The organism is uncultured Nostoc sp. (assembly GCF_964245445.1).
In the GTDB taxonomy this organism is placed as follows: domain Bacteria; phylum Cyanobacteriota; class Cyanobacteriia; order Cyanobacteriales; family Nostocaceae; genus Nostoc.
Map to the genome: position 1 here is coordinate 1 of NZ_CAXTNE010000146.1, position 19,512 is coordinate 19,512.

Annotated in this window: 17 protein-coding genes and 1 pseudogene; 11 read left to right on the top strand and 7 right to left on the bottom strand. The window is 40.3% G+C overall.

The features are described from left to right. Positions 1–55: 55 nt before the first annotated feature. The 3 genes and pseudogenes from ACFE90_RS22275 to ACFE90_RS22285 form a co-directional block, all read left to right on the top strand. Positions 56–424, top strand: a pseudogene (locus ACFE90_RS22275) (chemotaxis protein CheB); the annotation flags it as partial. A 369-nt stretch (positions 425–793) separates the two neighbouring features. After that, entirely contained in the window at positions 794–2,686 is a 1,893-nt protein-coding gene (locus ACFE90_RS22280; RefSeq protein ID WP_375504386.1) for a CheR family methyltransferase, read from the top strand. Positions 2,687–3,408: 722 nt separating this feature from the next. Next, a complete protein-coding gene (locus tag ACFE90_RS22285; RefSeq protein ID WP_375504388.1) occupies positions 3,409–3,996 on the top strand; it encodes a Uma2 family endonuclease in 588 nt (195 codons plus the stop codon). A 2-nt stretch (positions 3,997–3,998) separates the two neighbouring features. Here the strand turns inward: ACFE90_RS22285 and ACFE90_RS22290 are convergent, their stop codons facing one another. Together ACFE90_RS22290 and ACFE90_RS22295 are read right to left on the bottom strand one after the other, a co-directional pair. After that, positions 3,999–5,927, bottom strand: coding sequence for a hypothetical protein (locus tag ACFE90_RS22290; RefSeq protein WP_375504390.1), 1,929 nt, complete (start codon positions 5,925–5,927; stop codon positions 3,999–4,001). Positions 5,928–6,510: 583 nt separating this feature from the next. Further along, a complete protein-coding gene (locus ACFE90_RS22295) occupies positions 6,511–7,407 on the bottom strand; it encodes an alpha/beta fold hydrolase (protein ID WP_375504392.1) in 897 nt (298 codons plus the stop codon). Between the two features lie 698 nt (positions 7,408–8,105). On the opposite strand from ACFE90_RS22295, the gene ACFE90_RS22300 reads away from it, so the two are divergent. Together ACFE90_RS22300 and ACFE90_RS22305 are read left to right on the top strand one after the other, a co-directional pair. Further along, positions 8,106–8,684, top strand: coding sequence for a hypothetical protein (locus tag ACFE90_RS22300; protein WP_375504394.1), 579 nt, complete (start codon positions 8,106–8,108; stop codon positions 8,682–8,684). 179 nt (positions 8,685–8,863) lie between these two features. Then, positions 8,864–9,640 (top strand): armadillo-type fold-containing protein, encoded by a 777-nt coding sequence (locus ACFE90_RS22305; protein WP_375504396.1) that lies wholly within the window; start codon positions 8,864–8,866, stop codon positions 9,638–9,640. A gap of 69 nt (positions 9,641–9,709) precedes the next feature. On the opposite strand, the gene ftsE is transcribed toward ACFE90_RS22305, so the two are convergent. Then, positions 9,710–10,456: a cell division ATP-binding protein FtsE gene (gene ftsE / locus ACFE90_RS22310; protein ID WP_375504398.1), complete on the bottom strand. Its 747-nt coding sequence runs from the start codon at positions 10,454–10,456 to the stop codon at positions 9,710–9,712. 193 nt (positions 10,457–10,649) lie between these two features. Further along, a complete protein-coding gene (locus ACFE90_RS22315; protein WP_375504400.1) occupies positions 10,650–11,405 on the bottom strand; it encodes a WecB/TagA/CpsF family glycosyltransferase in 756 nt (251 codons plus the stop codon). A gap of 322 nt (positions 11,406–11,727) precedes the next feature. Here ACFE90_RS22315 and ACFE90_RS22320 point away from each other — a divergent pair, with 322 nt between their 5' ends. The 3 genes from ACFE90_RS22320 (at position 11,728) to ACFE90_RS22330 (ending at position 14,699) form a co-directional block, all read left to right on the top strand. Beyond that, positions 11,728–12,447 carry a response regulator gene (locus ACFE90_RS22320; protein ID WP_375504402.1) on the top strand — a complete coding sequence of 240 codons (720 nt, stop codon included), beginning with the start codon at positions 11,728–11,730 and terminating at the stop codon, positions 12,445–12,447. Positions 12,448–12,596: 149 nt separating this feature from the next. Further along, a complete protein-coding gene (locus ACFE90_RS22325) occupies positions 12,597–14,270 on the top strand; it encodes a SpoIIE family protein phosphatase (RefSeq protein ID WP_375504404.1) in 1,674 nt (557 codons plus the stop codon). A 3-nt stretch (positions 14,271–14,273) separates the two neighbouring features. Next, complete coding sequence (locus tag ACFE90_RS22330; RefSeq protein WP_375504406.1) at positions 14,274–14,699, top strand: ATP-binding protein; 426 nt, start codon at positions 14,274–14,276, stop codon at positions 14,697–14,699. Between the two features lie 102 nt (positions 14,700–14,801). Here ACFE90_RS22330 and ACFE90_RS22335 read toward each other — a convergent pair whose 3' ends face one another. Continuing rightward, the gene (locus ACFE90_RS22335) at positions 14,802–15,218 is read right to left on the bottom strand and encodes a ketosteroid isomerase family protein (protein WP_375504408.1); all 417 of its coding nucleotides are present in this window, start codon (positions 15,216–15,218) and stop codon (positions 14,802–14,804) included. Between the two features lie 418 nt (positions 15,219–15,636). On the opposite strand from ACFE90_RS22335, the gene queG reads away from it, so the two are divergent. Together queG and ACFE90_RS22345 are read left to right on the top strand one after the other, a co-directional pair. Beyond that, complete coding sequence (gene queG / locus ACFE90_RS22340; protein ID WP_375504410.1) at positions 15,637–16,611, top strand: tRNA epoxyqueuosine(34) reductase QueG; 975 nt, start codon at positions 15,637–15,639, stop codon at positions 16,609–16,611. Then, complete coding sequence (locus tag ACFE90_RS22345; protein ID WP_375504412.1) at positions 16,586–17,221, top strand: HAD-IA family hydrolase; 636 nt, start codon at positions 16,586–16,588, stop codon at positions 17,219–17,221. Before queG ends, ACFE90_RS22345 begins: the two co-directional genes overlap by 26 nt. Before the next feature lie 118 nt (positions 17,222–17,339). Here the strand turns inward: ACFE90_RS22345 and ACFE90_RS22350 are convergent, their stop codons facing one another. Further along, a complete protein-coding gene (locus ACFE90_RS22350) occupies positions 17,340–17,717 on the bottom strand; it encodes a hypothetical protein (protein WP_375504414.1) in 378 nt (125 codons plus the stop codon). Positions 17,718–17,937: 220 nt separating this feature from the next. Between ACFE90_RS22350 and ACFE90_RS22355 the strand changes: the two genes are divergently transcribed. Then, entirely contained in the window at positions 17,938–18,468 is a 531-nt protein-coding gene (locus ACFE90_RS22355; RefSeq protein WP_375504416.1) for an orange carotenoid protein N-terminal domain-containing protein, read from the top strand. Positions 18,469–18,601: 133 nt separating this feature from the next. On the opposite strand, the gene ACFE90_RS22360 is transcribed toward ACFE90_RS22355, so the two are convergent. Then, complete coding sequence (locus ACFE90_RS22360) at positions 18,602–19,366, bottom strand: ABC transporter ATP-binding protein (protein ID WP_375504418.1); 765 nt, start codon at positions 19,364–19,366, stop codon at positions 18,602–18,604. Positions 19,367–19,512: the final 146 nt, after the last annotated feature.

A 19,512-nucleotide genomic window follows, 5' to 3' on the forward strand; every position in this document is an offset into this window, starting at 1 on the left:
ATTTTTAGCGATCGCTGGTTTTTGATCCTACCTCACCAAATCGCGTTGCTCCCCCCCAGGAATGCCTTACATTGCTCCACCCAATCTTCACTTGTTAGTTAACGGTGACGGCACGCTTTCATTATCAGAATCGGAATCAGTAAATTTTTTACGTCCTTCGGCTGACCTATTATTTAAATCGGTTGCAGCCACTTACAAAAATAGAGCGATCGCCCTTGTGCTAACTGGAACGGGTAGCGACGGCGCGATGGGAGTAGAAGCAATTAAGAAAATGGGCGGTATCATCATTGTTCAAGACACAAAAACCGCCGAATTTTCTGGGATGCCTTCCGCCGCAATTCAAACTGGCAATGTAGATTTTATTCTTCCCCTCAATGAAATCTCAAGCGCCCTGGTAACTTTGGTCATGGGAGAATCTTACTAAGCTGAGGGGTTGAGGAAATATATTTTAAAATGCAACTTAGTGTCAACATAGTTTAAGTTATATCTTGCACCTGCTCACTTTCTTGCCAGAGAATAAATTCTCTGGCTAATAGCGTAAGTCTACTAATCGTGGACTCGAATCCTTCCTTATTCAGTCTTCAATAGATAGACTAATGAGGCTTAGAACTCCTTTAATGAGCCTTTGATACTCATTAATGAGGCTTAAAACTTCTTTGATGAGTCTTTGATACTCATTAATCAGGCTTGGAACTCCTTTAATGAGTCTTTTTTACTCGTGGACGCGTCTTTGATACTCGCAAACGCAGTTCAAAACTCCACTCCTTTGTCCCCAGCCCTCTGCCCCTACCCTATGACTTCCCCAGAAAGAGATCCCCAATTTGAAAATTTACTAGTTTATCTCAGACAAAGCCGGGGATTTGATTTTACAGGCTATAAACGCTCAACCTTGATGCGTCGCGTATGCAAGCGAATGCAGTCATTGACCGTAGAGAACTTTGGAGATTATCTAGACTACCTAGAAGTTGATCCAGAAGAATTCAATTATCTTTTCAACACCATTCTAATTAACGTCACCGCTTTTTTTCGAGATTCATCAGCTTGGGAATATCTAGCAGAGCAAGTGTTGCCTAATCTGATTAAAAATAAACAAAGTTCTGACCAAATCCGCATCTGGAGCGCTGGTTGTGCTTCTGGGGAAGAAGCTTATACCCTGGCAATGTTGATGGCTGAAATATTGGGAGCAGAGGAATTTCGCCAACGGGTGAAAATCTACGCCACAGATGTAGATGAAGAGGCTCTCAACCAGGCACGTCTTGCTGCGTATTCAGCAAAAGAAATCCAGGCTGTGCCAGATGAACTGCGGCAGAAATACTTTGAGATTGTTGGGAACCGCTATGTCTTCCGCCAAGACTTGCGCCGCTCAGTGATTTTTGGTCGCCACGACTTGCTTCAGGATGCGCCCATTTCGCGCTTAGACTTGCTGGTTAGTCGCAATGCCATGATGTATTTTAATTCTGAGACTCAAGGGCGAATTCTGGCCCGGTTTCATTTTGCACTAAATGATGCAGGCTATCTGTTTTTGGGGAAAGCGGAGATGCTATTGATGCATTCAAGTTTGTTTACGTCACTAGACTTAAAAAACCGGATATTTATTAAGGTACCGTCGGTGAATATCCGCAATCGCCTCTTAGTTATGGCAAATTCCGTAGATGACGAATCTAGTAACCGTTTGTCTCCACACCTCCGGTTACGAGATATGGGTTTTGACACAGCACCAATTGCCCAAGTAGTCATTGATAACAATGGAACTCTGGTACTGGTGAACGAGCAGGCGCGGAATTTGTTTGCCCTTTCCTCCAGAGATTTAGCTCGTCCCTTCCGGGATCTGGAACTTTCCTATCGACCAATTGAGTTGCGATCGCTAATTGAACGGGCTTATAATGAACGCCGCCCCATCACCCTGACAAATGTAGAGCGTTATTTGTCCAACACAGAAACCCAATATCTGGATGTGCAGATTACACCTTTGCAAGACACCGATACCAGTTTCTTAGGTGTAAGCATCGCTTTTCATGATGTCACCCGTTACATTAAACTCCAAGAGGCGCTGCAACGCTTCCGACAAGAATTAGAAACTATCAACGAAGAACTCCAATCTACCAATGAAGAATTAGAAACTACCAACGAAGAACTCCAATCCACCAATGAAGAATTAGAAACTACCAACGAAGAACTCCAATCCACCAACGAAGAATTGGAGACCATGAATGAAGAATTACAATCTACTAATAAAGAATTACAAACAATTAATAGCGAGTTGAGCGATCGCACTACAGAACTGAATCAGGCTAATGCTATCGTTATCTCTATTCTCAGAAATCTCCAAACTGGAATAGTAGTAATTGATAGCAGCTTTAACGTCTCAATTTGGAATTACATCGTAGAAGATTTATGGGGCTTACGAACTGATGAAGTTTTAGGAAAGTCTATCTTCAGCCTAGACATTGGCCTACCCGTCGAGCAGTTGCGATCGCCCATCCGCGACTCCCTATCGGGAAAAAAACAGTTTCAAGAAATGATCCTCGATGCTACCAATCGTCGGGGTAGGCAAATAAAATGTTACCTGGCGATCACTCCATTGCTTGGCATTGAAGTGCAGGGAGCAGTTTTGATGATGGCAGATGTAGAGAGTGTCAACACTATGATTTCTACTCAAAAAATGGAAGAACGACGGCAGCAGTAATAAAAAAAGTAGGGGGGAGGGAGAGAAAAGAACTTGATTTTCTTACGATAAACCCCGCAAAGCTTGTTTGGTGGACTACTAGTAGACTGTGGCGAAAATTTACCTACCGTTAACAATGGGATGCCCCTTGTTTGCCTGTATAGTTACTCTCGCTAATTAATTGCACACTGATTTTTGTTGGTTAATTGTAAAATTGGGCTTGATATTAAGTACAGTAACAGTTCGATTTACTGTATGAGAATCTAGACCAGACTTTAAAAGTTGATTTATCAATTTTTTATTGTTTGTAAATTAATATAGATTGTTGCAAATATGTTTTTGCAAATAATTGACATAAAAGAAAAGTAGTGAAAGCCGTACTAAGCAAGCAGGGTATTTTGGATTTGTGCGAGAAGTAGGCAATATATACGAAGGGCTATGACGCTCGAACGCGAACAGGGGCGATCGCAGAATAAGACTCGGTTTAGGTTCTCCAAAAGACGCGATCGCTTCAGTTAAAGATTATTTATTCATGTACGCTCTAGCTAACCGTGCTGACACTCCCCTGTACCGAGCATAGGCGTAGCCCATCGTAGACATCGCCACCTCGGTATGCTTAAACAAAAGAAACTTAATAAGGGCTTATTTGGTATTTTCGTTGTGCGATCGCTCTCCATCATCTTCTGGCAGCGATCGCACCCCACACACCACTAAACTAGAAAGTAAGATGCTCACAATAGCCTATGAACGCCACGACAACCACTTTCCCTTCTACACTCAAATTGAAAATTGACTTAACTGATGAGCAATTTTTCCAGATGTGTCAGAAAAACCGCGATTATCGATTTGAGCGTACAGCATCAGGGGAATTATTAATTATGCCACCTACAGGTAGTGATACTGGCAACCGTAATTTTGATATGGTTGTTGAGTTAGGAATTTGGAATAAACAGACTAAATTAGGCAAAGGTTTTGACTCTTCAAGTGGCTTTACCCTACCTAATGGTGCAGAACGTTCTCCTGATGTTTCTTGGGTAAAAATTGAGCGGTGGAATGCTTTAACCCCGGAACAACAAGAAAAATTTGCCCCAATTTGTCCTGATTTTGTAGTAGAGTTGCGTTCTCGTACTGATTCCTTAAAAGAATTGCAAGAGAAAATGCAGGAGTATATCGAAAATGGCGCTCAATTAGGCTGGTTAATCGACCGAAAAAACAAGCGAGTAGAAATTTATCGTCCAGGTAAAGATGTAGAGATATTAGACAATCCTGTTAGTTTATCAGGAGAAAATGTACTACCTGGATTTGTGTTGCATTTACAGCAGATTATGTAGCTTTATCGATTAGGATACACATGGCGCATTTCAAAGCGACTTTCTTCCCAAAGTGTTAGCAAAGCCTGTTTAGCAGCATTTAGTTGAGCTTGCGAAAAAGAGATTTTCCCATTTTCTATAATCCAAATAAATGTCCGAGTTATTAAATCTGCCTTTAAAGTATTCTCGTATTCACAATTATTTATTCTTGCTACTTGCTGATCTAAGCAATCTATAGCATGTTTAAAAGTCAAGTTTTTCCAGTCTGTGAAATTGTTATAAATTTCTTCTTGCCTATTCGTCCACTCAATTTTACGCAAATTTCCTATAATATAGTCGATGCCTGTTATGGACGAATCAGTATTACGCACCAGATTTGTATAGGCTTGATAATATGGTTTCAAGAGCGCAGCAGCAATATTTTCTACATATATATTTAGCCAAGATTGTATATCACGAAGATAAGGTACTAAATCTTTGATATTATCAATTTCTTTAATCAGCACACGCTCACTTGTGTAATTTGTGATTTTAGCTAGCAATTCAGCTTCCGATAGTTGAGACTTTACTGAGTAATAATTAATAACTTTTGGTATATATTTCTTTAATAACCACTGTTTGGCATATCTAGCTGTCCAGGTTCCCTGTATTCCAATATCTTGCTGCCATAAGGTTAATTTACCTGTCTCAATAGATTTTAAATTAACATCATTTAGCTCATAGATGATGTTAATTTGATTATTAGGCAATAAATCTAATCTTCTATCAAGTTTAGGTAATATAAATGCATGATCGCGAATTCCCCGACTTACTCGAATTGATATATCTTTTTTATGGAATAGATGCCATTCTGACTTGCCTTTAGTATAATCAAATTCATTAGCAAACTGCTGCATTAACTCCCATAACTCTTGTCTTACAGAAAAAAGGATAAAGCCTCGACTCTCTGTAAATTTTATAAATTCAAAATTCCATGTTTCTAAAGCATTTTCAACTTCAATTGTTAAATTTTTATATTCTTGGCAAACTCCATCAATACAAAAACATAAGTCTGCTGCTTCTAACTCTGATAAAATTAGAGTCGTTTTACCTAAATATACCTCAAAAGTATTTTTATTTAACTGTTTAAAAAACCGACGACATCCCCAATCTGGCTGAGTGTGCAATCCAGTCATTAGACCTAAAATATCTTGATGATTTAAGTAAATTTTTAAACCTCTTAAAATGAGACTGCTGAACTTTATTTCACAATTACCCTCTCCAAAAGCTTTGGGTAAATTACATGCGATCGCTACTTTTTTTCTCACAACAACCAAGCGGTAGCCTTCTTTCTTAGTGCAAGGCTCAAAATCATACTTTTCTAAAACATCCTGTAAATCTGGATGGTATCTAATTAATTTTTCTATTAAGTTATATTTAGTATTTTTTAAAATGTTTGCTGTAGTATCGATATTTTTCACACAATCAAAGTTTAGTTTATTATAAAATTTTGAAGCGATATCATTACTTTTAAGTTTATCTATATTTATATCAAATACCAATTCATTTTTATAGCAATATAGACATTCAAAAACCTTAATATTATATCCGTTAGTGATAATAAAAAATAGCGGATTAAATTGATTAATGTAAAATTTATATTTTTCGATATCATCATTTAATTTAGCTGTTTGAGGTTCTATTATTTTAATAAAAACAAGTGAAGTACCAGTATTTTGTTGCTGAATATCATTTTGAATATAATAAATATGACTATTTTCTGGACTTTTGCCGTACTTTTCTGATTTAGATGTTTTTAAAGAGTATTCATGATGACATTTTTCTGGATAACAGAGATAGTGAAACATTGGTAAAATAAACTTTTCTTTTACATCATCTTCATTTCGTAAAATCCGATGGTCAAAACCTTGTATCCATGTAATAAATTTTTTAATCGGCTCTGGAATAGTCATCAGATAATCTACCTGCTAGTATAAATTTGCTATGCCTTATTTTGTTTGTGTAATTAGCAATTTATCAAGTCAGGTTGAATACTATAGTTATTTTGAATACTATAATGAAACCAATCGTCTTGAATTTGATCTTAGAGCATCTCAATTTTGTAAAAATATGCTCAGTCCTAACGAATAGAATTCGGACTCCATCACCTGCGATGTGAAACCTGTCTTCTCTTGAGGGAGATGCTAGGCGAACAGTGCTGGCTTTACAATGTACTGGCTTGGCTATAGATTTCCGCATGGTATAAAGTACAGAAATAAATAATTAATACAGTAGGGGCGCACAGGTGTGCATTGGTGTCAACTTAAGCTAAAAGTAGCTTAAGTGAAAGCTTGACTGACCCGCCTGGAACTAAAGTTTTTTGGCTTTTAGCTATAGTCTACTGAAGTAGACTAAAGATTTTTGGCTATATTTAGTCATCTCTGAGATGACTTTCGCTAAAAGCCAAGGAACTTCAGTTCCTTGCGGGACATAGCTTTTAGGTTAAGTTGACACCTATGACAGCTGTGCGCCCCTACCGATGTACTGAACAAAGCACTAATTAAGTAAAGGCAAAAATTGGCGAATTAACCCAATTGTCACTGCTGGTAACTCTAACTGTGGCGTTAACCCCACATCTTCCAGCTGTTGAAAAAATCGGATCGCTTGGGGATTAATTTCGGCAAGGCGGCGACCAATTGAGGGGCCTGTAAATTCTGACCTTTGGCCCCAAATAATGGCAGTGGGAGTGGTCAGTTGTTGAATGTAAAGGGATAAATCAAAGCATAAATCGCCACGGACAAAAGAGAGTGCTGCATACTCAGCATTAGGCTGTTGGGCAGATTGTAAATAAGCATCTACAATTTCTTGGTACACTCGATTAGACTGAGCAAATTGCCGTTGCTCTAAGAAGCTGCGAATACCCCCACTAGTGGCTACTCCAGTACTGTAAAGTAAACGGTCAACAACGGGAACGCTGATTAACTGGGCAAAAAAACTACGGGAGTAGTCTTCGCCAAAGTCGGAAAGTCCGGCGGGGGTAGTGAGAATTAAAGACTTGAATAAATCAGGATGATCTGATGCTACTCGAATTGTAAAAGCTGCGGTTAAAGAAGAAGCGAGCGCTGTTACTGGCCCGGTACAAGTCTGCTCGAAAAACTCCCGAATCGTGGTTAAATAATCTTCAATCTTATAACTCCGTACCGGATGCTCAGACCTACCCCAACCAATTAAATCTGGCGCTATGACCCGATATTCGGCGGCAAAAGCCGGATATACTTTTGACCACTCATAAGCAGAAGATCCACCACCAAAGCCGTGTAGAAACACTAAAGTTTCCCGATCATCTTTTTCTGTAAAATTGTCCTGCCAAGGTGACTTAGCGGCTGTATAATATACCATCCTACCTAGTGAGGTATTTATAGAGCGTTGTTCAAATCCTGGTGGTTGAAACATAAGTACTTTTTGTTGACTGTAGTAATTAAGTATCGTGAGCAATAAAACAGATACGTAGCTGCGTGTACACGGAGAAAGCGTTTGATAATTTATCCGCGTCACAAGAGTAGGCGAGTAAGCTTATTTCTTCAGTGTATGGGATAAATTGCTACTCGCTGTCTTGACCATTAGTCAGTAATTATTAGTGCCAAGTCTACGAAAATCGTGAAAAAAGTACTAATGACTAATAACTAATGACTTCTTGACTAGATTTACCCACGGCTTCAAGCTGTAGGTTGAGTTAAGGCATCTTCTTTGGTCATCTCAGAATACTTACCTATTTAGTTCAAACTCCTCACTCATTGTTATTATCGGCGAACCAATCACTTTAGGACTTCTTCCTACCATCAGATTAAGTAGATATAAAATTACTGGACTACTTGTAAAGATTTGGTGATTTTTTTTCCTAATAAAAAGTGACTGAGCGTTGAGATTACTGTTTTATAAGGATTTTCATGGTAGCAAGCATCACAAAAACGTGAATAAAAGATAAGTTTTTATGCTAGTGTATCAAGAAACTCATAAATAATTCTGAGCGTCAATAAGATTCAAAATGCTTATTTTAACAAGCTATTAATTCTAGTTAGACATGTAGAAACATAGCTTTTGATGTATTACTAAATTTATTTATTATCTAGGTAATGGTAAGGCGGGATGTCATGGTACAGGCTACTCTTCAATTAAATAAACTACCAACGATTGAAGACGCTAAATTTGCGCTTGACTTTAATATACAAAGTGAAATTAAAGTTTCAGCTTTGGGGGAGCAGGTCGAGTCAGCTATTGATGCTGGCAGAGTGACCGTACCTACTTGTATTTGTTTAGACTTAGAAGACTTAAAGTGTTTTGAACCAGTAGAGCGCCAATATGAACGCTGGGGAGTAATTTTTCACAATTCTATAGCAATACAGCCATCAAATCCAGCATTTCCAGCCTATTCAGGGCTAACAGTCCTAATGGGAGCGCCCAAAAGCGGATTTTTAGAAGCTACTTTCTTGCGTCCGGTTAATTCAGTTAGCGCCTTTGTCACTAGTTCGCAACGGTTAGTGCTTTCCGCCTACGATCGCGATCGGCAACTCATCGCTCAAACTGCACTACCAAGTGCTAATCTTGCCAATTCAGACTCGCCAATTTCCCCCAATACCTTATTATCTATAACTGGGAATAACATATACAGCGTTACCTTCTGTGCTTTTGATGGGCAATTCACCCTTGATAACTTTCGTTTTTATCTTTAAAAACCCTTTATGCCCTTGCTCTGAACCATTTAAAATGGTATCTTGATTTCCGCCGTGCTGTACTAGTCTACTATGCTGCCCTTAAAAATCGGGCATCTTGTGGTTTGGGTCTTCACTCTTTCTTCAACCGTAGTAAAACTTATACAATAGTTAATTTCGTAATCAAGTAGGTAAACACTGTGGCACAGGCTTCGTCTTCTTGGCAGCAACTGATCAACCAGATCCCCGACTGGTGGAACTGGTCGCTTCCAAAGTTCAAGACAAAGGGAGCAACAAAGCAGCAAACATTTAAACGCTTCTCTGGGCCTGGAGGCTTTCTTGGGTTCTTGACAATCGTCGTCGCCATGCTGTTGTGGAACTGGATGCTGCTATTGGCTCTCTCAATCGGCGTTGGGATAATGGTATTGGTTTACTCAATGCAGGAGTGGGACTGGCAATTACACTGGTCTAAGATACGTAACTTCTTAAACAGTTCAAATCGTCGGTTAGCCTTAGCAGTCATAAGTGGTGGTTTTGCTACTGTCACTACTTACATGGCTGCTGCAATTTGGATTGACTCTCACAGTTCCTGGATTGCTGCTGGTGCTATTGTGCAAGGAGTGGGAACACTATTAACTTTAATTTTATTGGTATGGCAAATCGTCAACTTCTATGAAAATCGAGAAGAAGACCACCTCGATCAGTTGTTGGTAAATTTAACAGAAAAAGACCCGTTAAAGCGGATGATTGCCCTACGTCAACTAACTAAAGTCATCAGCCGTAAGCAAGTTGATTCTTCAGTGCAGCAAGATGTTGTCGAATGCTTGCAACTCCTACTCAGTCGAGAGGAGGAAGTTGCGATCAGAGAGGCAGCTTTTAAAAGTTTACAAGCCTGCGATCGCTTACAAGTTCTACCCTCTAAAACAGCAACAACTTTTACACCTGTATCAGCAAAAGTCAAGCACCACGTTTATTAGTTATTTGTCTTTTGTCATTAGTCCTTTGTCCTTTGAAATGACCAAGGACTAATGACTAATGACAAGTGACTATTTTCGAGCCAACTGTCCATTGCGAACTTGCATTACCGGATGATTGCATCGCCGTACCAATTGTTCATCATGGGTAGTAACAATTACTGTAGCCCCAAAGGAATTTAACTTCTGGAGAATCTGAATCACTTGCCAGGAATTATCTGGATCGAGATTTCCAGTCGGCTCATCCGCCAGCAGTAGGGGTGGTGTACCAACGATCGCACGAGCAATACTCACCCGTTGTTGCTCTCCCCCAGATAGTTGATCTGGAAAGCAGTCAGCTTTACTCAGTAAACCCACCAGCTTCAAGGTTGGTTCTAAGCGTCGTTGAATTTCTTTACGGGTATAGCCTTGAGCTTGCAGCACAAAAGTCACATTTTCCGCTACTGTTCGCTGGGTAATTAGTTTGTAGTCTTGAAACACAATGCCAATCCGTCGCCGCAATAATGACAAGCGATCGCCCCGTAAACCTGCTACATTACATCCATCAACAATTACTTCTCCCTGCGTCGGTAATTCCTGCCCATACAGCAGTTTCAAGAGCGTTGATTTACCAGAACCACTTGGCCCTGTAATAAACAGAAATTCTCCCTTTTTTACCTCAAGGTTTACATTCAACAAGGCGTGAGTGCCATTAGTATAAGTCTTGGTTACAGATTGCAATTGCACCTTGACAGTAGTAGTGCTACCGTGCTGTTGAGTTTTATTGTCCTCTCTATGAAGGGATTTGTCTTTCTTAACTTGAGTTGTTAATACTGGCATTGTTAAATTTTCCTCATCCCCACAACCAAATAGCTTACGGGTTTAAATTTGACATTCCTCTCAAAAATAAGGATTCCCAGGTTTCGCCTGGGAATTGAAAATTTAACAAAGAAAATTTAAATTTTTTGAAGACTTTAATACGAACTAAGTAATAGCACCCAGTACAGACGCGATTAATCGCGTCTCTGCACTCTCAACTAATTGCACCCCTTGCTGTTAAACGATAAACAAAAGCTTTCACAGCAAACGCTGGCAAAGCCAACATCCGCCGCCAACGCCAAGGTTCTTGATAAAGCCGATACAACCATTCCAAATTATTATTTCCTAACCAGGCTGGAGCGCGAGTTTTAGTTCCCGACCAAATATCAAAACTACCACCAACACCAATCCAAATTGTTTGAGGACACAAATGGCGGTTTTCGGCAATCCATAACTCTTGACGTGGCACTCCCAAACCGACAAAAATCACTTGTGGCTGCAATTGAACCAGAGTTTCTCGCAATTGTGCTTCTTCTTCTGGGGAATGGTAGCCTGAGTGAGTTCCTACTATACTCAAATCTGAAATTTGCTGCTGCCAAAAATCTGCCGCAGCTGAGGCCACTCCAGGCGCTCCTCCATAGAAAAAAACCTTTGCCCCTGTTTTCTGTTGCCCGATTTCTTGCAAAAGTTTTTCTGCTAGTTCAATCCCCGGAAAACGTTGGACTTTTTGCCATAACAGCCATCGCAAATACAGAACAACCCCGGCTCCATCTGGAATCACTAGTTCAGCATTTTTAATGACCTGAGCTAGGGTTTTATTCTGCTCTGCCTGCATAGTCATTTCTGCATTGAGCGTTACTACATGAATTCCTTTGCCTGCACGCAGGCATTCTAACAACCAGCCTGGATAGTTAGCCATCACATGAACTGGTATTCCCAATACTGAAAATGCTTGATTTTCATTAGACATAGCCTATTCTGGATTAACCTCATACCAGATTTCTTTGAATGTTAAGTTTATCAAATTTTTTATATTAGAACTTAGGCACGAGAGATTCCCATTGCCCTGCAACAATAGAAAGCATAACTAATTAGTCTTGGGCGCTTGTACTTGGGCTGAACCAGTCCAAATTTTATTGTTGAAGTGTAAATATTCACTAAGTATAAAACGCTCAATTCGCAACTCTGGTTCCGGGAACAGAAGCCCCCACTATACTGCTTACAGTTAGTGTGGGAGTATGTCACGAAACTCGACTTTCTGGTTAAGGTAGTGTAACGGTCTGAAGTTAGCTATGAGTAAAATTCGTATCGCTCTGATTGAAGATCATGACCTAACTCGTGTAGGTATTCGGACAGCACTACTGCAAAAAGATGATATTGAAGTTGTAGGTGAAGCTGCCAATGCTGCTGAGGGGCTAAAGATGTTAAAAATGGTACAACCAGATATTGCCATTGTCGATATTGGTTTACCAGATAAGGATGGCATTGAACTAACACGGGAGGTAAAATCTACTGCTAATGGGCAGCAGCTAATCACAAAGGTATTAATTTTGACGCTGCGGGATAACAAAGAAGCTGTATTGGCAGCTTTTGCGGCTGGTGCAGACTCTTACTGTATGAAAGATATCAAATTCGATAATTTGCTGGAAGCAGTACGAGTAACTTACAATGGCAACGCCTGGATTGATCCCGCGATCGCTCGGATTGTATTACAACAAGCGCAACAAAATCCGCAAAAGTTGGAATCAGCTTTTGTAGATTCTAAGACCATTGCCTCTAACCCTGATTATGTCGAGAATCTAGAAGGAATTCAACCTTACACCCTGACAGAAAGGGAATTGGAAGTGCTACAGTTGATTGTCGAAGGTTGTAGTAATGCAGTAATTGCTGAAAGGCTTTATATCACTGTTGGGACTGTTAAAACTCACGTTCGCAATATTTTGAATAAGCTATGTGCCGATGACCGTACCCAAGCAGCAGTCCGCGCCTTGCGTTCTGGGTTAGTAGGATAAGGTTAAATTGAGTGAACAGTTATCAAGTTTTAAAACACTGATAACTGATAGCTGTTGAAAATGATTAGTTATTAATTTTTTGTTGATTCTCAGGTGGGATAAAAATTATATTATCTCGCCATTCAAATATGTGAAAAATAAAGTCAAATATGGCGGATATTGGGGTGGACAAACTTAAGCTCATGGTGGTAGATGATGAGCCAGATAACTTAGATTTACTCTACCGCACTTTTAGGCGAGATTTTCAAGTATATAAAGCCAATCATGCCTTTGGCGCCCTGGAAATCTTGGATCAGTTTGGTGAAATGGCGGTGATTATTTCTGACCAAAGAATGCCAGAAATGAATGGCACCGAATTTTTTAGTCGCACCGTAGAGCGCTTTCCAGACACGATTCGGATTTTGTTAACTGGTTTTACTGATGTCGAAGATTTGGTGGATGCGATTAACTCCGGTCAGGTATTCAAGTACATTACCAAACCCTGGAATCCTGAACGGCTTAGAGCGTTAGTTGAGCAAGCCACTGATACATATCGTCTAGTTAAGAAGCGCACGCAAGAGTTGGGTCGGGCCCTACAGCGAGAATCTTTGTTTAATGCGGTAACAACGGCAATTCGGGAGTCTCTAGACTACGACAGTATGCTGCAAAAAATTGTAGCAACTATTGGACAAACATTTGAAGCTAGCAATTGCTTGCTCAGACCAGTAGAGAGCGATCGCCTCACACGAGACCAGTTCTCATACCGCGATCCTCAATCCGATGTATCAGATTGCTTCTTCGACCCCAGTGTTTTAATTGAAAAAGTGCTGGAAACCCGTCATTATCAACTTGCTCAAGATGTATATGAGGGTAATCCTTCTCACCACCTGGTAGTGCCACTTAGCTATCAGCAGCATTTATTGGCTGTGCTGGTTCTCCATCAATGGGGACGCGATCGCCCTTGGCAAGACGATGACATCCAACTGATTGCAGGTGTTGCCGAACAAGCAGCCTTAGCCCTATCTCAAGCAAAACTCTACCAGCGCCTCCAAGAAAAGCAACAGCAGATTCACAATGAGTTGGAGGTAGCCCGCCAAATTCAATACAACTTGCTACGCCAAACTTTACCTGACATTAAAGGTGTGAAGGTGCAAGCCTGCTGTTACCCAGCGCGGGAAGTAGGAGGCGATTTTTTTGAAGTGTTTGTCCATCCCAAAGGCGATTTGTGGTTGGCAGTGGGTGATGTCTCTGGCAAGGGTGTCCCAGCTGCTTTATTTATGGCTAGTATTATTTCAGTTTTGCGCCGGGAATTATCTCAAGAAGCACCAGCCGAGCCAAATGTGGTCATGCAGAACCTCAACCACGCTCTCAGTGAAGATTTGATTAGCAACAATTATTTCATCACTCTTGTGTTAGCCTGTTATACCCCTAGCACGAAGGAACTCGTCTACACTAATGCCGGTCATATTTATCCACTGTTATGGTCACGTCAAGGTGCTTTAACCGACAATCCCAATTACCTGAAAGTTCGCAGTGTTCCTTTGGGGATCTTGCCTAAGTGGCAGGCACAGTCTGGTCGCTTGGTTCTCGCTGCTGGAGACACATTGTTACTGGCCAGCGATGGAATTACAGAAGCTACGGTATCAAATAATCTCACTACTACAGCAAAAACCGAGCCTGGCGTTGACTCAGTTAACCGTTCTATGCTGAATCAAGATGGTCTTTGGCAACTCCTGCAACAAGAGCAACAACCGCTTTCTCTTAACCATTTACTAGCTCGCATCCAGGCAGACAACCACGTTCAAGAAGATGATCAAACTATACTTTCACTGGAGATTTTGTAAGTAATGAAAAGTGAGCTTCACGTACCAAGTGACTTGAGTTTTCTTAATATTGTCGAAACCTGGCTGCTGGGATGTTTGAAAATCCAGCTAGGAGACTCTGTAGACTGGTCACGCCAATCAAGCCGTTTGAGGCTGGCTTTAGTAGAAGCCTACTCAAATGCAGTCCGTCATGCCCACAAGGACAAACCAAATTTACCGATTTTACTCCGTTTGGAAGTGAAAAACCGGGATTTGGCCCTGGAAATTTGGGATTACGGCGAAGGCTTTGATATGTCTGACTACTATGCTCCAAACCCTATGGAAAAACAAGAAGGTGGTTATGGTTGGCTAATTATGAATCGTCTCATGGATAAAGTAGACTACCAGTTGCAGATTAATGGTGCCAACTGTCTAAAGTTAGAAGCTACCTTACCCGAATTAGTGAAATAGACAAAAGTTATTACTTTTCAAGAAATGTGTTAAGTGAATTTACTGTGATTAGATTTTGTTTGGGGTACGATCAAACATTGCCTAAGCTTTTATACTTATTTGCTATTTTTCACGACGTAAAGAAAGTAACTCTTGGGGAGAAGCTAAAAGTTTGATTCTAGTATATGAAATTTGTCTTTGTTGATTGAGGATAAATAACCACAAGACATTCACACTACACCACGAAGTTTGTGCTTTGCCTGTTACTTGAACTTGAATCGTAGCATTTTCTAAAGTCTCAGCTATTCCGGTGTTGGGATAAGCTTTAATGTTTTGGCATTCTTGTTTTAAGTAGGCTGCGATCGCATGTGTTCCCACAATATCAGATTCAAATGGTGGACGCATCACACCATCTTCCGCAAATAAGGCAGCAGTTGCCTCAAATTCTCCTGCATTTAAGGTTTCAAAATAACGCAGTACACTTGTTTCTGTAATTCCCTCAATCTGGAATTCTTTTTTCAACTGTTCAGCAGAGGTCACGTCGCTTCGCTCCGAATTCAAAATTTAAAATTCAAAATTAACAATCTCCATAAATTTATTTATGGGGTTGTATCCTTTTTTACGTTTTTCGTAAAAATATCTGTCTTATGCTACCTAAATATTAATTTCAATACAAAAATAGCTAAAAAGAAACCTGCTGTTGAGATAGATTGCCACATTTGTATAAATCTTCCTGACGATGGTAGAGATGTTGCAATATAGTGGTTCTCAATTGCATGGAAATACAGACCACTCGTAGGCGCACAGCATTACTGTGTCTATACCATGTTTTGAATCTAAAATAAAATTTATATAAATAAAATTTATATATAGGGTAAGCAACAAATGTTAATCAAAGGTATTGACTATGTAATGTAAAATTAAATCGCCTTAATTTAGGCAAAATCCAGATAAAAAAATGAATCAGTATTCCGTAACAAGCAGCAATATGGTGAAAGAGAAAGCCGGCGAGTTGGGCTTTCACAAGGTTGGAATTGCTGCTGTAGATAAGGTAGAAACCACAGAAGCGCAGAGGTTACAAGCATGGATTGAACTGGGTTATCACGCTGATATGGAATGGATGGCTAACCCAAAACGTCAGGATATTCGCTTAGTTATGCCAGAGGCGCGATCGCTAGTGTGTGTGGCGCTAAATTACTATACGCCACATCAACGTCCAGAAGGCGAGGAATATGCCAAAATTTCTCGTTATGGCTGGGGAAGGGATTATCACAAGGTAATGCATAAAAAACTTAAGCAGCTAGCGATTTGGTTAAAATCACTTGGTGAAGGTGTATTAGCTCGTTATTATGCAGACACTGGTCCGGTGCAAGATAAAGTGTTGGCACAACTTGCCGGAATTGGTTGGATTGCCAAAAATGGTAATGTGATTACACGGGAATATGGCTCTTGGGTATTTTTGGGAGAAGTGTTGACTAATTTGGAATTAGAGAGCGATCGCCCGCATACAGAACACTGTGGTAGCTGTACTCGTTGTCTTCAGGCTTGTCCTACGGGTGCAATTACTCAGCCTTTTGTTGTGGATGCTAATCGCTGCATTGCTTATCATACAATTGAAAATCGGGCAGAGCAATTGCCAGAGACAGTAATACCCAATTTGCAAGGCTGGGTTGCTGGTTGTGATATTTGCCAAGATGTTTGTCCTTGGAATCAACGTTTTGCCAACACAACTGATATTGAAGAGTTTCAGCCAAATCCTGCGAATATTGCTCCCCAACTGCTAGAATTAGCCCAAATCTCAGATCAGGAGTGGGATAAACGATTTCCAGCATCTGCCTTGCGGCGGATTAAGCCAGAAATGTTACGACGCAACGCCCTAGCTAATCTTGACGCATCCAGGCGAAATAATGACCCCGAAAGTAATTATTTTTGATTTTGATGGCACTATTGCTGATACAGTAGATGCCCTTGTAAGTATTGCCAATCGTCTAGCTGTAGACTTTGGTTATAGACACATAAGCCCAGAGCAATTATCCCTACTTAAAAACTTAACATCTAGGGAAATTATTAAGTACTCAGGAGTTTCTCTATTTAAGATACCTTTTTTAGTTAAAAAAGTTAAAGGAGAATTAAAAAACAAAATTCCAGAATTAAAGCCAATTCCGGGAATTAAAGAAGCATTAATCGAACTCCAAAATGAAGGATATAAGTTGGGAATTATCACTTCTAATTCTAAAGACAATGTGACGCAATTCCTGACAATCAATGATTTAAATCACCTATTTGATTTTATCTACTCAGGAATTACGATTTTTGGTAAAACAACCATAATCAATAATGTATTAAGGCAAAATCAACTCCAACCTCAAGAAGTTATTTATGTTGGAGATGAAACCAGAGATATCGAAGCATCAAAGAAAGCAAATATCCAAGTGATTGCAGTAACTTGGGGCTTTAATTCACCGGAAGTCCTAGCCAAGCAAAATCCAGATTATTTAATTCGACGACCTAGCGAACTACTAGATGTGATGAATGGTCGTTAATTAATAAATAGTCAAAAGTCGATAGTGGAAATTTTAACTATTGACAAATGACCAAAACACGCGAGTGGGCAATGTATACCAATGCCCACACTCTAAACTAGCAAGATATAAGGAAAACTTAATTTTTCCGTTCACCCTTTTCTAAAGCTTGTTTTACTAAATCATCACTGACATTAGTTACACCCTCATTTTCAGAATTCCCAACTTCCTTTGCTAACTCTAAAAAATCATCAGGATTGCCAGTTGACTGCGATTGAGTTCTTGTCTCTTGTGGTTTAGAGGTTTGATATTGAGGTGCAGTCGCTGCTTCGGCTGCTGCTGCACCTTCACCTGTGCGATCCACTTCACTAACGCTGAATTGTTGTGCAGCTGCATAATCAGCATCAAAATCCACCGTTGGCGCTCTTTCTTCACCACTAGCTATGCTTTCGGCAGCTAATTGTGCATCCTGGGTGGAAGCTTCATTTAAATTGGGCTTCACTTCTTCATCAGGCATAATTAAAACCTTATGTAAATTTTTTCTTGCTTGCTTTAAAGAGCATAGCAAAGTAATTAGTTCTTTCTTTGTTCCCTGGGGAGAGACTTTACCTCTATTAAAAGGTAGATTAAAGCAGCAATTTGCAATTAATATAACTCTTTCTATCGATAGTAGAATCTGATGCTCAAAGTTTGGTAAGCCTTAGTTTGGCCTGTAAAATTTCCTTGGAAACAAATTTATGACTGCAAGTTACGATAAAAATATTTCTCAAGCCCAGAGCAATGAAACTCAAAAATTGGTAGACGCGTTTAACACCTTAGACACCGATGCAAAATTAGCCTGGTTCTATTTGGTTTATAAAAAAATGGGTGACTCTGTGACTCCAGCCGCTCCAGCTGCTGCTGAACCAGAACTATCACCAATTCTATCAGAAGACTATTTTAAATTGTCAGATGAGGAGCAACTGGCAATTATGCGGGATATAGTCAACCGTAAGGATACAGAGCATTCCCGTGCTTATGGGGCGATAAAAGAAAACAACCAGCTGTTAGTTTGGTATGCTTGGGCGGTAGCTATGGGGGATACGGTGGTTGATTTGCCAAGCACTTACCAGCCAACTAAAGAAATTAATGATTTGCTTTCGCAAATTGAAGGATTAGAATTTGAAGAGCAAATGTCGGTGTTCCGGACAATATCTGGTGAATTGGGTTACACCGATGTCAAGCCGATCGCAACGCAAGCAGAAACGGGCAAAACCTCAAGTCTGTAATCATATCAAAACCGCATTTCTCAGCCCCAACGACTAGAAGTCGCGGCTACACAAACTTTCGTTTGCGTACTCCTTCACTACAGGAAGCTAGAAGGGGTACGAATAACCCGCAGGGTAGGCGGACTTTAATAAGTTATGACATAGCAAGGTTACTCAAGTCAGATGGTGTGAGGTTGGAATGTACTACTTGACCATCACGGAACCAAACGATGCGCTGGGTTTGACGAGCAACTTCTGGTTCATGAGTTACCATGACAACAGTAATTCCACTAGCATTGAGTTGGCTAAAAATATCTAACACTTCTTGGGTTGTGCGCGAATCAAGTGCGCCTGTGGGTTCATCGGCTAGGAGTACCACGGGATGATTAACGATCGCACGCGCGATCGCTACTCGTTGTTGTTGTCCACCAGATAGTTGAGTTGGTTTGTTGTTGAGGCGATTTGCTAAACCTACTCGCGTCAATGCAACTGTAGCGCGATCGCTTCTTTCTTTTGGGTTCACACTAGCATACACCATTGGCAACATCACGTTTTCTAGGGCTGTTAGCTGGGGCAATAGATGGAATTGTTGAAACACAAACCCCAGTTTTTTATTACGGATGTGTGCTAATGAGCGATCGTCCATTTGAGCTACATCGAGGTTATCTAAATAATAATGTCCGTCTGTAGGACGGTCGAGACAACCGATAATATTCATGGCTGTGGATTTACCAGAACCAGAAGGCCCCATGATTGCACAATATTCGCCCTGTTCCACGATTAGGTTGACATCATTGAGCGCTCGTACTTCTGTTTCACCACTACCATAAATTTTAAAAATGTTTTCTAGTCGAATGATTGCTGGTTTGGGTACAGCATTAGGAACCAGAGAATCGTTAATTGTAATAGTGTTTGCCATAAAAAGATAGGTAATCTGGGACTGGGAAGAGGGTAGCTTACCAGCTGTAACTATAGTAACCACCGTTGCTCTGAATATATGCTTTTCAAAATCACGCCTAATGTGAATTAAAGAGGTTGAGACTGGAAGGTGAGAACATTGATACC